This window comes from Halobacillus sp. Nhm2S1, assembly GCF_019599545.1.
Taxonomy (GTDB): Bacteria; Bacillota; Bacilli; order Bacillales; family Halobacillaceae; genus Halobacillus.
This window is the reverse complement of record NZ_JAIEZV010000004.1, coordinates 231,515-246,814: the sequence shown is the minus strand read 5'-3', so window position 1 is coordinate 246,814 and position 15,300 is coordinate 231,515. Positions and strand designations below refer to the sequence as shown.

Genomic DNA, 15,300 nt, shown 5'->3' with positions numbered 1-15,300 from the left:
ACCATTATAATCGTATTATTTAAAATATTCTACAAAAAGCCTTATTTTTACCATAGAACGTCCAGTGTGATATAGTGAAGAAAAGAGGGAGGCGGATGTTGATGAAACCAATGACCATTCATGTCAAGCAGCCGAAGAAAGATTTAGCGCTTGTTCCATCCCGTATTGTTTTTTATGAGCAGATGCAGCTGGTCGAAACGTTCGATGATCAATCCCGGTGCCATATGCTCTTCTTTTATAAGCAAAAATATCTGACGGCTGTCCGGACGACACGGTTAAAGCTTCAATCCTATGTAGCCCGTGCACTCAAAGAAGGGACAATTTATGAATCCCCGCACCCATATTTACAAGCTTTGATTGAAATGAACGCCCCTCTACACAAAGTCAGCTATCCTCAGCTGAAAAAGAAAATTGAACGTCCATATTCCAGACAGGAACAGGCGAAAATCCTCACCTTTTTTGAATCATTCATCCCCAAGAAACAATTATTCCAGGATATGAAATCTCTCTTTTATCAATACCGTCGTGAAGGAAACATGTCCGGAGCATATCGGGTGATTCGGGTGATGCGTGACTTTGCACCGAACAACAAGTTTGTGAAAGAAATGGCCAATGACCTCTCCTACCGAGAACTTGCCAACCTATACTTAGAACAATCGCACACACTCATGGAACGCGACCCGTTGTTTAAGGAAACCTATGCAATATTCGAAGACCACCAACGTCTTTTGGAGCAAGAGCATCGATGGGTTGAAGCGTCATCTCATCTGTTAACTCATTTTTATAACCAACCGACCCCCGAAAACTACCAATTGTATCGTGACTGCCTGTCTAGATACTTCGATGGCGATAGCCGAACCTTCTTACTTGAGCGAATGTCTCAAACCATGCCATCCTTCCCATCCGTAAATGAAGATCTTTTTCAACATTACGTAGTAAAAGAAAATACAAATGCAGCGGCGCGTCTTTACACCGAACGGGAACTCATGCTGAATGAGAAACAATTCAAGCAGATGACGTCCTTACTTGAAAAAAATTGTTTTCATGAGGATCCCGTGTACTTTATGCCTTTCATGAGTCGAATCACAGCTCAGCACCCGGAAGAAACAAGGGAGCTATTGGATACCTTCGTTATAAGATTGCTGGACACAATGGAGGTTGAACAAGTCTATGATTCTCTAAAGTCTTTCCCGAAGAAGAGCTCGCTCATGAGAAAAGTGGAACGAATGAATGAAATCCGGGAAGACCTGGATTGTATGCAGGAGCTCGGAGAACTGTACTATGGATTTCATCAGCTTGAGAAATCCATTGAATGTTTTCAAATGGAAATGGAGCTCAAACCGAGTACACCCGAGCCGCTCAGATGGCTTTCGAAAGTGTATGCAGACAAGCAGATGATGGATGAATCGAAGGCTTATCAGCAATTGTGTGTCGATATCCAAAAGTGGGCATAAAGGTGATTGACGGCTGAGCGTAAATCTTATATAAAAGACGAGAGAGTCATATTGGGGAGAAAGTGGGGAGAAGAGAATCAAGTTACGCCATTTCATTGAACATAAAAGTTTTTCACGCTTTATATTAGCGGTTATTTTGATCAATGCTGTCATTATCGGAATCTCTACAGATGACAGAATTTATCAAAGCTACCAGTCATTATTCATATTCTTGGACATTTTGGTTTTATCGATCTTTACGATTGAAATCATTTTAAAGCTTGTCGTTTATCGCAGCTACTTTTTTAAAGATGGTTGGAACATCTTCGACTTTGTCATCGTATTTGGAAGTCTCGTGCTATATAACACTCATTTCGTTGGCGTGTTACGAATATTACGTGTGCTTCGAGTGCTGAGGACGATTTCAGTTGTTCCTTCTCTAAGGAGGCTGACAAGCGCTTTATTCCTTGCCATTCCCGCCATTGGGTCCGTCATGATTCTCATGGGTATCATCTTTTATGTATATGCGATAATCGGGGTCACCTTCTTTGGGGACATCGCTCCTGAATACTTTGGAAATGTCGGCCTCAGTACGTTGACATTATTCCAAGTGTTTACATTGGAGAGTTGGGCAAGTGGCGTCTTCCGTCCGATTTTTGCTGAAATCACGTGGTCATGGATCTATTTTGTTTCCTTTATTGTTGTTTCTGCTTTCATCATTTTGAATCTGATTATTGGTGAAATCGTCAATAATGCCCAGCAGCTTTCCGAACATGCGGAGGAAGAAAGTAAAGATATGGCGAAGATTATGAATGATCTTGATGAGCTGAAGCAAATGTTACGCGAGCAAGATCGTAAGAATAATAAAACAGGGTAACTCAAAAGGATCGCTGTCCAATTGCTGGACAGCGATCCTTTTCTAATTCCTAACCTTTTCCGTAGTTCCTAAACGCATACAAACGTTTCTAACCAACTGAGTTTTTTTAACTGAAACTCAGCAACTTCGCCTTTTATGTTTAACTGTGAAGTAAGTAAAGTTGTATGTTTAGTTGAAAAATAGCAAAGCAATCGAAATCGGAATAAAACTCCATAGCAGAATAATGACACAGAAGCCCATAATGTCTTTTACCTTCAATCCGGCTATTGCAAGTAGCGGCAAGGCCCAGAATGGCTGGATCATGTTCGTCCACGCATCCCCCCAGGCCACGGCCATCGCCGTTTTGGCGGTGCTGACGCCAAGGTCCATCGCAGCTGGAATCATAATCGGAGCCTGAACCGCCCACTGTCCGCCTCCGGAAGGGACGAAAAAGTTAACAATCCCGGCACTGATAAAAGCGAGCACGGGAAACGTGAATTCGGTTGAAATGCTCACAAACCAATTCGACATTTGATCAGATAGACCAGATGCGACCATCATGCCCATGATGCCTGCATAGAAAGGGAATTGAATGATGATTCCGCCAGCATTTTTCACTCCATCGTTCACGCTGTTCAAAAATCTTCTTGGTGTCTGATGAAAAAGGATTCCTAGGAATAAGAAAATAAAGTTCACAATATTTATATTGAGGTCAAACCCATTTCTAACAAAGTGATAGACGATAAACGCGAGACCAAGCGCCCCAATTAAGTAAGAGATGATCTTGCTGTTTTCCATACGTTCTGCCGGAGTCAGGTCGGCAGTAGTGGCGGCCATTTGCTGCTCGGCCTTATCTTCGTTTTCTAAGAAGTCGAGATTGTTTTTACTAAGGTCACCACTGGATTTAAGTAACCACAAGTTAAGTAGAGGGAGAGATAGAAGTAAAGTCACGATGATAAAAATATTCATGCTGCTGAATAAGGTGTCCGTAATAGCGATGGAACCAATCGAATCGGCTAGAAAATGGTCTTCTGTCGCAATGGTCAATGGAATGGATCCTGAAAAACCTCCGTGCCAAAGAATGAATCCACTATAAGCACTGGCCATTAATAAACGATAATCCACGTTTGGCACTCGTCTCGCTACATGGACGGCCAGGAGCGCCCCAGCTACAAGTCCGAAGCCATAGTTGATCACACAAGCAATTCCGGCTACGAAAGTAACTAACAAAATGGCCTGTCCCGGAGTTTTGGCGAGCGTACTTATTTTAGATAAAGCGGCTTTAACCAAAGGAGTATTAGCAAGTATGTATCCCGTGACAACAATCAAAGACATCTGCATGGCAAAGGCGAGAAGATTCCAAAAGCCGTCTCCCCAAAATTGCACCATTTGTCCTGGTGAACTGCCTGTGAAGAAAATCCCTAAACCAAAAACGACAAGTGTCAAAATGATGGCGAACAAAAACGCATCTGGTAAGAAACGCTGCACCATCCGATCGAAAAAGTTTGTGATTCCTCGAAGCATCCTAAACAACCTCCTAATTATGTAATCGCTTACAACTACACCATTAAGTCTCCATTAGTGGGCAGGAAATTTCAAGACCCAAGTGTATTTTTTTCCTTGTCAAAAGTTAGAAATGGTCATATACTACATTACAACACTAATGCACCCATTTAGAGAGTAGGTGATCCATTGATTCTCGATACCGACGGCTTGAAACCAATCTATATTCAAATTGCCGAATGGCTGGAAAGCGAAATTTTGCGTGGAAACTTTCAGGCGGATGAAAAAGTTTATTCGCAATACAAACTGGCCGATCTATATAATATCAACCCAGCCACAGCTGCCAAAGGTCTGACGAAGCTTGCAGAAGAAGGGATTCTCTACGACAAACGAGGACTAGGGAAGTTTGTCTCGACCAACGCTAAACAAATCATTATGGATAAAAGAAAAAATCAGACACTGAGAAATTTAGTTGAAGACCTCGTCATGGAAGCCGGAAGACTTGAGCTTTCAAAGGATGAAACCATTAAGCTGGTCAGAGATGCTTGGAAGGGAGATCAAGAATGAAAGCAATTAAATGTAAGGATTTGAATAAGCGTTATTATCGGATGAATGCGCTGAACGACCTTTCTTTTTCTATTGAAGAAAATAAAATTGTCGGTGTAATCGGCAGAAATGGAGCAGGGAAAACGACGATGCTGAAGATCATCGCTGGTTTATTGAAGGAGAAGTCAGGAATTGTCGAGGTGTATGGAAGGAAACCGTTCAACAACTTGTTCGTGTCTGCCAATACGATTTATATCGATGATGCTATGAATTTTCCGACAGCGCTCACCTTAAAAGAAATTCTTGAGGAGGGCAAGCGGTTTTACCACCATTGGGACCATGACTTAGCACTAAGTTTGTTCGATTATTTCGGATTTGATTCAAGGCAGCATCATAACGAGCTGTCCAAGGGCAAAGAAAGTACGTTCAACATGATTGTCGGCCTTGCTTCAAGGTCCCCACTTACGATTTTTGATGAACCAACGACAGGGATGGATGCAGCCGTCCGAAAAGACTTTTACCGTGCCCTACTGAAGGATTACTTAGCGCATCCGAGAACCATTCTATTATCGACGCATCATCTAGAAGAGATGGAAGATCTGCTCGAAGAAGTGCTTGTGATTCATGAGGGGTCTTTGAGACTGCACATGTCGATGGATGACTTAAAGGAATATGGATTGGGTCTCACTGGAAAGAGAGATGTGGTTGATTCATTCCTAATAGAAAAAGAGATTCTATGGAAAAAAGAGCAGGCGTTTGATACGTGCTACGTGGTAGTGAAAAACGATTTTACGGATCATGAATACCGGCGCATGCAGGAGGCAGGGATTCAAATTTCACCTGTTAAAGCGAACGATTTATGTATCTACCTAACTGAACCTCAACATGGAAAGGGGAGTGTGGATGATGTCTTTGATCGAAGTACAGACGTCTGAAATCGTCAAAAAGCAAATCGGCTATAAATGGAAATCCTATACAGGTGTATTCACTTCTCTTGTGGTCATCCAGCTTCTCGGACTCTTGTTTTCATTGAATGGTTCCGGTTCAATGGGTAGCGGAAGAACAGGATACGATGTGAACATTACCTATTACACCGCAGACATCGTGGTAGGTTTCACGATTTTCTGGGGATTTCTTACGGCTTTTCTATTAACGACGAAAGCGTATCGGGAAGATGATTTCGCATTTGTTACAAATAGGAAGACGAGTACACTTTCGACGATTGCTTTTCTGTTTGTCCTATGTGTCATTGGTGCGGTGACCGCTTTGCTGTCCAGTTTTACTTTGAAACTATTTGCCTATTTTATATTGCCTGGAGAAGAAATGCTTCTTACTCAGGGTGTAGGGAATGGGAGCGCATGGTTACTTGGTATGGTTGCGACCATTCTTATCATTTTTTTGTTCAGCAGCTTAGGCTATCTGGCTGGAATGATTGTTCAGTTGAACAAAATGCTCGTCATTATTCTTCCAGTCGTTGTCATCGGTTTAATGATCTTGTTATATAGAGGCGGATTTCCAGTTCAGGTATATTTCTTTGAATTCTTTTTTGAGGAAAGCAATGCGTGGCTTTTCACACTGAAGACTCTCTCTGCGACGACTATTTTCTACGCTCTCGCTGTGTTGGTTTCTAACCGTCTGGAGGTGAAGCAATGATTATTGTAGCTTTCTTGCCGGTCCTGATCTTGCTTGCGGTTTTTATTGCTTTAAGCCTTCTCATTAAGAAAAGTTCACGCTTCGGTTTTGCTCGTGGGAAGACGGGACTCTGGATGCTTATCGGTTATTCTGTCCTGTTAGTTGGCTCCACGATTGTTTTTCTCGTCCTTCCCATTGGCAGCACGGAATTGAGAGGACAAGAGAATGATAGAGATGCAGAGCAGAAATCTCAGCAATTCTATGAAGCCGTTCATGAAGGAAAGGTGGATGACATGGAAGAGTGGCGCATCCATGAATGGTCGTTTCCTTTTAACGACGAACAAATTGTTCTTCAAGTATTAGAAAATGATGTGAACGGGGTCAACATTTTCGTCGAACATACAGACGAACTTACTGAGACCGTGGAAGCCTTCTATTATCAGACACCCCTGACAGTCAACGGATACGAAGTGGAAGAGAAGTATATGCCGGCCGTGGTCCTGGGTGCGACAACACTTTCAATCTATCCAGGAGAAACATTGAACTTGAAATATAAAATGTTTGGCACTGAATTTCCTTTCCGCCTGTTCGGTGAAGAAAATGGCTATGCGTGGGGAAGGACTACCGTATCCCATTGGAACGGGTCCGCGCTTTATATTCGTGTCCCTGAAGGGCTGGATGTTGTTGCTGATCAGAATGCTTATACAGAAGTGAATCCATCATAAAAAGAGAATGGAAGGTTAGCTTCCATTCTCTTTTTATGATTTATTTCTTTTTTTTGCCGCACCCACAGCCGCCTGCTTGTTTACGAGTTCGTTTTCTTGGTGTTTGGGTAGTGTCTGTCTCGCTTTTTTGTTGTGTTCTTTGTCTTAGAGCTTCTCGATGTTTTTTATTTCTCATATTCCTTCTCCTTTCTTATATATATCATAAGCAGTCCTACCTTAAATGGAGACGGCTCAATCGTTAAGGGGAGAAAGTGATAAATGAAAAACTTCTAACATAAAATGGAGCAATCGGTTTTCTGTTAAAAGGGGGCGGAGAGAGTGAAAAAGGATCCTATCCAGTTACAGCAGAAGTTGATTTATTATAGGGCTGAGTTGGACAAATACAAGAAAAAGGTGAAGGATTATCAAGATAATTATCATTACTCCCAACTGGAGAAATTAAAAGTAGAGAATGAAGAATTACAAGAGAAAATTGAACAATGGAATCATGAAGAATCTGTCTTAAATGGAGAGTTAACGCGGAGAATTCAAGGGTTTGAGGAACGAGTAAATCGTTATGAGGAACAAGAGGAAAAATACAAGACTGAAATAAAGGATTGGCAAAATCGAGCGATCGGGTGGAGCCATAAGGAAAAAGAATTATCTGGTAAAGTTCAGGACCTGGAGGGCGGACTGGGAGAGACAAGAAGAAGACTCTTCCAATCTCAAAGAGATCTTTCCATGCTACAAAGAAGCTATGCGGAAATTCAGCAAAAACTACAAATAGTAACAGAAGCTAAAGCGGAAGCGGAAGAAGAAGTGAAGAAACTAAAAGAATATCTAGCCGATACAAAGAAAAACTTTTCTCTTGAAATTGATAAACTGGAGAATGAATGTGCACAGTTAAACAGACGTCTTGAGCAGAAAGAACAAATGGTCTTACAAGCACAACAAGATTTTTCTTTTCTGCAAAATAACTTCAATAATGAGCGGACCGCGAGACTCAATGAGCTGAAGATGAAAAAGAGAGCTCAACAGGAAAGCATAACAATAAAAAAACAATTGGATGAATCCAATCAAAAGCATTCAAAGGCAGTGGGAATTTGGAAAAAGAATAAGGAAGAGTTAGAAAAAAAGAATGAAGAACTTACTCAGCGTTCACAAACCTTCATGGAAGAAATAAAAGGTGTGAAAGAATCTCTGGCTAAAGCAAGAGACGATTATTCAGAATTAGAAAACACCTATCGGAAAGAAAAAGAACAGTTTGAGAAGGAAAGGCTGAAAGAGAAACAAGACGCCCATAAAGAAGTGAGTAAATGGAAAGAAGAGTGTCAGACCGTCAAGGGAGAAGTGAAAAGGTTACAAAAATCTCTTTCTGCTAATGAAGCAGATACAAAACGAATGCTTACAAAAATAAGTAAGCTCAATAATGAATCAGAAAAGCAGAGGAAAGAGAACGAAGCATTGAAAAAAGAATTGGATGCTTTCCAGTCTCCTCCCTATCTTGAACAAATCGGAGAAGGGGAGTTTTTTTCACAGATGGAGGAACACATGAGGTACATCTTTGGAGAAGAAGTTTCACCTTCAGGAAATCAAGAAGGAAAGGTCGCTTTTATGAAAGTATTAGAAAAGAAGTTGGAAGAATTGGCGACGAATCTTGAGGAAAACAATAAAGAGAATGAGTGAAAAAGACGCCTATATGGCGTTTTTTTTCTTTTATAGATGGCATAAAAGGAACAATTTCACACAATTGGGCGTTCGCACATAAATTAGCGGTAGAGGTGGTGAGAATGAAAGATGGCTTAAGGGAATCTATGACCGACCCTTTACAAATGGAAAAACAAGAATGGAAAAAGCGCCAGATGCAGCATCGTCTGAAGCAGATATTGACCATATCCTCGCCGATTTTCATTGTTTTGCTTTGGGAGTTTTTATCAAGAACGGGACTGATTGATGCCCGTTTCTTCCCGCCGCCGACAGAGATTATCGGAACGTTCTGGGCGATGGGGATGAGCGGAGAGCTGTTTCATCATGTCGGCATTTCTTTGTTTCGTATTTTCGCGGGCTTTTTGCTGGGGGTCATACCCGCCATTGTGATTGGTCTCCTGATGGGGCTATATGGACCGATCCGGCATTTCCTGTCGCCACTAATCATGGCATTGATGCCGATTCCAACCCTTGCGCTTCTGCCGATCATCATCATTTTATTTGGTGTCGGTGAAGTATCCAAAGTGGTGACGATTGCGGGAAGTGTGTTTTTTCCTGTCGTCATTAATACAGTAGCGGGTGTTGTGAACATTGACCGCATTTATTTGGATGTTGCGAAGAATTATGGAGCGGATTCGAAGCAGTTCTTTTTCAAAATCGCTTTGCCTGGTTCACTGCCGGTCATGCTTGAGGGCATTCAAATGGGGCAGGCGATTGCACTTTTGACCATTGTCGCGGCAGAAATGATGGGAGCCAACTCAGGGATTGGGTATTTGATCTGGACATCGTATAAAGCCTTTTTGTTAAAAGAAATGTTTGTCGGACTCGTACTCATTTCGTTCTTCGGCTATTTGTTTTCCATTATTCTACGGGGACTGCAGGCCAAGCTGCTGCCATGGCGCTAACTGATGAAAGGAGCGACAAAGGATGGAGGCTAAAATATCGATCAAGGATTTAACGAAGGTTTTTTATAAAAAAGAGAGCCGCGTGACGGCATTAGAAGGGATTTCGCTTGATATTGCAGACGGGGAATTCGTCTGTCTCGTCGGACCGAGCGGTTGTGGGAAAACGACTTTATTAAGGATTCTGGCTGAGTTAGAAAAGCCAAGCGGGGGGACCTTTACGATTGCGAAAAGCAAAAAAGAACGCCCGCTGCAGTCAATGGTTTTTCAGGAACGCGGGGTCATCCCGTGGTTGACCGTTGAAGGCAACGTCAGTTTCGGTTTAAAGATGAGGCATTTGCCTGCAGACGTAATCAAGGAACGTACCGCTTATTATTTGAACAAAGTGGGGCTTGAGAAATTCGCTAAACTCTATCCAAAAGAGCTGTCCGGCGGAATGAAACAGCGCGTCAGTATTGCCAGAGCATTTGCGAACGATCCAGAAATCCTCCTCATGGATGAGCCATTTGCTGCACTGGATGAGCAGAACAAATTCATTTTGCAGGAAGAATTATTGAATATTTGGTCGGAGACGAAGAAAACGGTCTTATTTATTACCCATAGCATAGATGAAGCGCTCCTACTTAGCGATCGGATCCTGTTAATGAGCTCGCAGCCCGGCACCATCATTGATGAAAAGCGAATTGACCTGCCGCGTCCTAGGAATATGGAGCAGGTACGGGCGGATCCTTTGATGGCGGAACATTTTGTCGAGATATGGAATCACCTTCAGGATGAAGTGCAGCGTTCGCGTAAATAGTGAAAGAAAGGGGATTGGAATCCCATGGTGAAAAAAGTATGTCATCTGTTTTCTTTTTTGTTCATCATCTTTGTGTTGTTCGGCTGTGCCTCCGGGGATAATGGGGAGGATACAGGCAGCGGGGAAATCACTGACGGCGATTTTGCCCCATTAGATAAAAAAGCGACGGTGGTCATTGCTGAAGACGGGGCCGCATCGGGAGCCGGATTTTATATTGCCGAGGAAAAAGGATATTTTGATGATTACAACATTGATATCAAGTTCACAACGTTCGCTAATAGTGACGACATGCTTCCAGCGCTGGCAGCGGGTGAGGTGGATATTGCCGGCGGCGTATCTACAGCTTCCTTTTTCAATGCCATCGCTCAGGGCATTGACGTAAAAATCATCGCTGATAAAGGGCACTATTTTGATGGCAGCTCGTACTTCAGCTTTGTGATCCGTGAAGATCTGCAGGATGAAATTAAAGACTATAGTGATTTGAAAGGGAAGCGGATTGCCGTTTCATCGAGAAATGCCGTCGATGATTATATTTTTCAGCGTATGCTTGAACATGCCGGGTTGACGGAAGACGAAGTCGAATTTGTCCTCATGTCTGATTTTGGAAACATGCTTGCAGCAATGGGCAACAAATCGATTGATGCTGCTTTGCAAATCGAGCCTCTGATCACCCAGGGAGAAGCGCAGGATCTGCACGTCCGCTTCGGTGACGCCACAGATTTCGCTCCGGATGCACAAATTGCGATGGTCCTCGGGTCTCCTGATTTTATTGAAAAGGACACCGACGTTTCCGTCCGATTTATGGCAGCTTATTTGAAAGGGGTACGTGATTACAATGATGCGTTCCTATATGATAAGGGACTGGATGAAGTCATTGAAATCATGACAAAGCATACGGCGTTGAAAGACGCTGGTGTTTGGAAGAAAGTCGGTGTAACAGGGCTCGATCCGAACGGTGAAATGTTCATCGACGATATTAAGAAGCAATTCGAAATGTATGATGCGAACGGAGCCATCAGTGGGGATATTGACTTCAATGATGCCATTGACACATCTCTTTCAGAAAAAGCGATGGAAGTCATCGGGCGATACGAACGATAATACTTTTTCTGAAAAAACTCTTGTCAGCGAATGGTTTTTATTGTAAAGTAACCATTAACTCAATTGAATAATTCTTATCAAGAGAAGCAGAGGAACTGGTCCTGTGAAGCTTCAGCAACCACCAACATCGGTTGGCCGGTGCTAATTCCAGCAAGTGATGATCACTTGAGAGATAAGAAGGAATGAACGGATACGTTTCAAGAGCCTTCTTATGTGAGAAGGCTCTTATTTGTTTGCCGTCTTTTTTAGACCAGTATTTTTCTCGCGATAAAACCGACTATTCTGATGAGTTATATATATAAAGGAGGTCAAATCATGACAAAACCATTGAGCAACGCTTTCGCACTTATTCCATTTGCGATCTTTATTTTACTTTTCATTGGTTCGGGCATCATCACAGGGGATTTTTATCAAATGCCCGTACTGGTCGCACTGTTCGTAGCGCTCCTTTTTGCGTTAACCATGAACCGTAAAGCAGATTTCCAAACGAAGATATCCCAATTGACGAGAGGGGGAGGACACCCCAATATCATCTTAATGGTCATTATTTTCTTACTTGCGGGAGCTTTCGCTGCCGTAGCATCCGGAATGGGCGCAGTTGAATCTACCGTCAACCTTGGTCTAACGTACCTCCCTGGCGGTTGGATGGTCGTCGGTTTGTTTGTGATCGGCTGCTTCATTTCCATATCCATGGGTACATCGACAGGTACAGTGGTTGCGCTTGCCCCGATTGGAGTAGGCGTAGCCGAGCAGACAGACATCGGTCTTGCCTTGGTCATGGGGGCGATTGTCAGTGGTGCGATGTTCGGGGACAACCTTTCTGTCATTTCGGATACGACCATTGCAGCTGTTCGTACACAGGGAACCGAAATGAAAGAAAAGTTCAAAGCGAATTTCTTCATCGTTCTACCGGCAGCCATCATTACCGCCATCATTTTTGGTGTGATGACCGCTGATGCTTCGGCTAGTCTGAACGAAAACTACTCGTACAATATTGTTGAAATCCTGCCTTACTTAGGAGTACTTGCATTTGCAATTGCCGGGGTGAACGTCATTTATGTCCTGATCGGCGGCATTGTTTTTGCTGGTGGAGTCGGACTCCTACTTGGTAAATTTTCCGGGATGGAATTCATAACTCTCGTAGGGGATGGATTTACGAATATGCAGACGCTTGCCATGATTGCGATTTTGCTGGGGGGTCTTGTGGAACTGATCCGGGCGAATGGAGGCATCGAATTTTTGCTGCAAGCCGTGAGCAGGAAAGTGAACTCCAATCGTGGTGGAGAGCTTGGCATTGCTGGGATTGTGACAGCCATCAATTTTTCTACAGCGAACAATACGATTTCCATCATTACAGCAGGACCCCTGGCCAAACGGATTTCTGATGAATATGGGATTGAAGGACGTCGTTCTGCAAGTATACTCGATATCTTTGCCAGTTCCGTGCAGGGAATCATTCCTTATGGAGGCCAAATCCTGGCGGTAGCGGGTGTCGCAAGTATTTCTCCTGTCGCGATTGTTCCATTTTGCATTTATCCCATCCTCACAGCTGGAGCCGGTCTTTTAGCGATTGCTTTCCGATATCCGAGGTTCACAGTTAAAAAAAGAAAAGCAGTGTTTAAGAACGCTTCTTAAGAGGGGGGGGGCACCTGATTCAGGTGCCCTTTTTATGTACTTTTTTTACACTCATTTTAAAATATCATGACATATTATTTTAAAATGAGTCGTTTGGAATAGTAGGAAAGCTTTGGAAAATGAGGGGGGAGAGGACGATTAGGGTCTTAAGTGGTATAGACGACTATATCTATTTCCGTTACGCTTTTATTACAAAATGTAAACGTTTACAACAATATTTCTCCTGTACCGACTTAAGATGGCATGGGTTTTAGCGGAAATGTTTTGCAAAAGGGTCTTTTTGGATAGGAAGGCACCTTTTACAAATAGATAAATCAAGGAGGAATGGCGAATGAGAATGGCAGGCAAATGGATGTTGATCTTTACACTGACCATTGGCATGATGCTGCCATCGTGGTTGATGGGTACAAAGGTGGAAGCTGCTGAAGAGGACGGATTATCGGATGTCATCATTTTTGAGAACGTACCGCAAGCAGATGAGACGGTGGAAGGGGACGAGTTGACTCTTTCCGCACTGAACGTGTATGAAGACGGACACTTCACAAAGGTGGATGACGGACTCGTTTGGAAATCGAAGAATTCAAACGTTGCCACTGTCTCGGACGATGGAACGGTTACTTTTACAGGAAAACCGGGACGAACATGGGTGACGGTATCGAATGGCCATTTTGAAGACCGGATCGCTCTGGACTACAAGCCCGATCCTTCAAAGAAAAAGAAGGGGAAGCCGGAATTCAAACCGACCATTAAAAAACAGGACGGTGATCGTTACGACCTCGTTCAACATGCACTCGCCAACATGACGATGGAAGAAAAAGTCGGTCAGATGCTCATGCCTGATTTCAGGAAATGGGAAGGCGAAAATGTGACAGCAATGCTTCCTGAAATTGAAGAGATGGTACAGAAATATCACTTGGGCGGTGTCATTTTATTCCGTGAAAACGTTGTGACAACAGAACAAACGGCCAAGCTTGTGTCTGATTATCAAGCCGCTTCTGAAAAGTATGGTTTACTCATGACGATCGACCAGGAAGGTGGAATCGTGACACGTCTCCAATCTGGGACAGACATGCCTGGAAACATGGCCTTAGGTGCCACCCGATCGGAAAAAATCGCTGAAGATGTAGGTTCAGTAATCGGAGCTGAACTTGAATCTCTTGGCATCAACATGAACTTTGCTCCTGTCATGGATGTAAATAACAATCCTGACAACCCTGTCATCGGGGTTCGTTCTTTCGGGGAAGATCCGGAGCTCGTTGGAAAAATGGGTGTGGCGTACACGAAAGGATTGCAGCAGCATGGGGTAGCTGCAACGGCGAAACACTTCCCGGGTCATGGGGATACGGCAACAGATTCCCACCTCGGTCTTCCTGAGGTTCCTTACGACCTTGAGCGTCTGAAGGAAGTTGAACTGTATCCGTTCCAACAGGCGATGGATGCAGGCATTGATGCGATCATGACTGCCCATATCACTTTTCCGAAAATCGATGACACGAAAGTGATTTCCCAGAAAGATGGTACTGAAATTGCACTTCCAGCTACGCTTTCTAAGAAGGTACTTACGGGGCTGATGCGTGAGGAGATGAATTATGAAGGTGTTGTCGTCACGGACGCTTTGAATATGAAAGCAATTGCTGACCACTTCGGCCCGGTGGATGCCGTTATTCGTGCGATCAATGCTGGAACAGACATTGCGCTCATGCCTGTAGGGCTCGAGGAAGTGGCTTCAGGTGTTTATGAGGCTGTAGATTCTGGGGAAATTCCAATGGCTACGATTGAAGATTCGGTCGCCCGGATCCTTACATTGAAATTAAACCGAGGCATCATTAAAGAAGAAACGCCTCAGCCGATTGATGAAAAAATCGCAGAAGCGGAAGAAGTGGTAGGTTCAGAAGCACATAAAGCTGTTGAAAAAGAAGCGGCTGAACGTTCGATTACGCTTGTGAAAAATGACGGGGTCCTTCCTTTAGATGCATCAGGTGATGAAGAGGTTGTGGTCATAGGTAACTCGTTTATCGGTGACCTTGCAGGTGCTGTATCTGACCGCCATTCAAATACGACCTTGATTAAAACGGGTGAAAGTGAATTAACGGCCGAACAAAAACAGACGGTAGCTGAAGCGGACAAAGTCATCTTCGGAACATACACGTACAATGTGTACACGCGCTCGGCAGCTCATCCTCAAATGCAGTTGATGCAAGAGGTGATGGCGAGCACAGATGCAGAAGTCATCGGGGTTGGAATTAGAAACCCTTATGACGTCATGGCCTATCCAGGAGTGGATGCTTATATCGCACAATACGGCTTCAGAGATGCGAGCTTTGACGCTACAGCGGCTACCATTTTTGGTACAAACGATCCAACCGGCCAACTGCCTGTGACCATTCCAAGAGCTGACGGTGGCGTATTGTTTGAATATGGTACAGGGCTCAGTTACTAATCGTTTTTTAGAAGAGGGGCTTCGCGCCCTTCTTCACCATAA

General features: G+C 43.5%; 13 protein-coding genes and 1 riboswitch. Of the genes, 12 read left to right on the top strand and 1 reads right to left on the bottom strand.

Going from position 1 to position 15,300, the window contains the following annotated elements; all coding sequences use genetic code 11:
* The first annotated feature begins 101 nt into the window (after positions 1-101).
* Together K2225_RS16750 and K2225_RS16745 are read left to right on the top strand one after the other, a co-directional pair.
* A complete protein-coding gene (locus K2225_RS16750) occupies positions 102-1,454 on the top strand; it encodes a hypothetical protein (RefSeq protein WP_220585791.1) in 1,353 nt (450 codons plus the stop codon).
* Between the two features lie 133 nt (positions 1,455-1,587).
* Positions 1,588-2,310 carry an ion transporter gene (locus K2225_RS16745; RefSeq protein ID WP_370632778.1) on the top strand — a complete coding sequence of 241 codons (723 nt, stop codon included), beginning with the start codon at positions 1,588-1,590 and terminating at the stop codon, positions 2,308-2,310.
* Between the two features lie 168 nt (positions 2,311-2,478).
* Here K2225_RS16745 and K2225_RS16740 read toward each other — a convergent pair whose 3' ends face one another.
* Positions 2,479-3,813: a short-chain fatty acid transporter gene (locus K2225_RS16740; RefSeq protein ID WP_220585790.1), complete on the bottom strand. Its 1,335-nt coding sequence runs from the start codon at positions 3,811-3,813 to the stop codon at positions 2,479-2,481.
* Positions 3,814-3,981: 168 nt separating this feature from the next.
* Here K2225_RS16740 and K2225_RS16735 point away from each other — a divergent pair, with 168 nt between their 5' ends.
* From K2225_RS16735 to K2225_RS16690, 10 genes are all read left to right on the top strand, one after another.
* The gene (locus tag K2225_RS16735) at positions 3,982-4,359 is read left to right on the top strand and encodes a GntR family transcriptional regulator (RefSeq protein ID WP_220585789.1); all 378 of its coding nucleotides are present in this window, start codon (positions 3,982-3,984) and stop codon (positions 4,357-4,359) included.
* Positions 4,356-5,273, top strand: coding sequence for an ATP-binding cassette domain-containing protein (locus K2225_RS16730; protein ID WP_220585788.1), 918 nt, complete (start codon positions 4,356-4,358; stop codon positions 5,271-5,273). The genes K2225_RS16735 and K2225_RS16730 overlap by 4 nt, the downstream gene beginning before the upstream one ends.
* Positions 5,242-5,991, top strand: a complete 750-nt coding sequence (locus K2225_RS16725) for a hypothetical protein (RefSeq protein WP_220585787.1) — start codon at positions 5,242-5,244, stop codon at positions 5,989-5,991. Before K2225_RS16730 ends, K2225_RS16725 begins: the two co-directional genes overlap by 32 nt.
* Positions 5,988-6,695 carry a hypothetical protein gene (locus tag K2225_RS16720; RefSeq protein WP_220585786.1) on the top strand — a complete coding sequence of 236 codons (708 nt, stop codon included), beginning with the start codon at positions 5,988-5,990 and terminating at the stop codon, positions 6,693-6,695. Before K2225_RS16725 ends, K2225_RS16720 begins: the two co-directional genes overlap by 4 nt.
* A gap of 318 nt (positions 6,696-7,013) precedes the next feature.
* Positions 7,014-8,360, top strand: a complete 1,347-nt coding sequence (locus K2225_RS16715; protein ID WP_220585785.1) for a coiled-coil domain-containing protein — start codon at positions 7,014-7,016, stop codon at positions 8,358-8,360.
* 104 nt (positions 8,361-8,464) lie between these two features.
* Positions 8,465-9,286, top strand: coding sequence for an ABC transporter permease (locus tag K2225_RS16710; protein ID WP_220585784.1), 822 nt, complete (start codon positions 8,465-8,467; stop codon positions 9,284-9,286).
* Between the two features lie 22 nt (positions 9,287-9,308).
* On the top strand, positions 9,309-10,082 hold the full coding sequence (locus K2225_RS16705) for an ABC transporter ATP-binding protein (RefSeq protein ID WP_220585783.1): 774 nt from the start codon (positions 9,309-9,311) through the stop codon (positions 10,080-10,082).
* A gap of 24 nt (positions 10,083-10,106) precedes the next feature.
* Positions 10,107-11,183: an ABC transporter substrate-binding protein gene (locus K2225_RS16700; RefSeq protein ID WP_220585782.1), complete on the top strand. Its 1,077-nt coding sequence runs from the start codon at positions 10,107-10,109 to the stop codon at positions 11,181-11,183.
* Positions 11,184-11,254: 71 nt separating this feature from the next.
* A riboswitch (SAM riboswitch) is annotated at positions 11,255-11,362 on the top strand.
* Positions 11,363-11,498: 136 nt separating this feature from the next.
* Entirely contained in the window at positions 11,499-12,818 is a 1,320-nt protein-coding gene (locus K2225_RS16695; protein ID WP_220585781.1) for a Na+/H+ antiporter NhaC family protein, read from the top strand.
* Positions 12,819-13,149: 331 nt separating this feature from the next.
* A complete protein-coding gene (locus tag K2225_RS16690; RefSeq protein ID WP_370632774.1) occupies positions 13,150-15,258 on the top strand; it encodes a glycoside hydrolase family 3 protein in 2,109 nt (702 codons plus the stop codon).
* Positions 15,259-15,300: the final 42 nt, after the last annotated feature.

Bases quoted from the DNA above. Each gene is read 5' to 3' on its own strand.
- K2225_RS16750 (WP_220585791.1), top strand. From the start codon at position 102: ATGAAACCAATGACCATTCATGTCAAGCAGCCGAAGAAAGATTTAGCG.
- K2225_RS16740 (WP_220585790.1), bottom strand. From the start codon at position 3,813: ATGCTTCGAGGAATCACAAACTTTTTCGATCGGATGGTGCAGCGTTTC.
- K2225_RS16730 (WP_220585788.1), top strand. From the start codon at position 4,356: ATGAAAGCAATTAAATGTAAGGATTTGAATAAGCGTTATTATCGGATG.
- K2225_RS16725 (WP_220585787.1), top strand. From the start codon at position 5,242: ATGATGTCTTTGATCGAAGTACAGACGTCTGAAATCGTCAAAAAGCAA.
- K2225_RS16720 (WP_220585786.1), top strand. From the start codon at position 5,988: ATGATTATTGTAGCTTTCTTGCCGGTCCTGATCTTGCTTGCGGTTTTT.
- K2225_RS16710 (WP_220585784.1), top strand. From the start codon at position 8,465: ATGAAAGATGGCTTAAGGGAATCTATGACCGACCCTTTACAAATGGAA.
- K2225_RS16705 (WP_220585783.1), top strand. From the start codon at position 9,309: ATGGAGGCTAAAATATCGATCAAGGATTTAACGAAGGTTTTTTATAAA.
- K2225_RS16700 (WP_220585782.1), top strand. From the start codon at position 10,107: ATGGTGAAAAAAGTATGTCATCTGTTTTCTTTTTTGTTCATCATCTTT.
- K2225_RS16695 (WP_220585781.1), top strand. From the start codon at position 11,499: ATGACAAAACCATTGAGCAACGCTTTCGCACTTATTCCATTTGCGATC.
- K2225_RS16690 (WP_370632774.1), top strand. From the start codon at position 13,150: ATGAGAATGGCAGGCAAATGGATGTTGATCTTTACACTGACCATTGGC.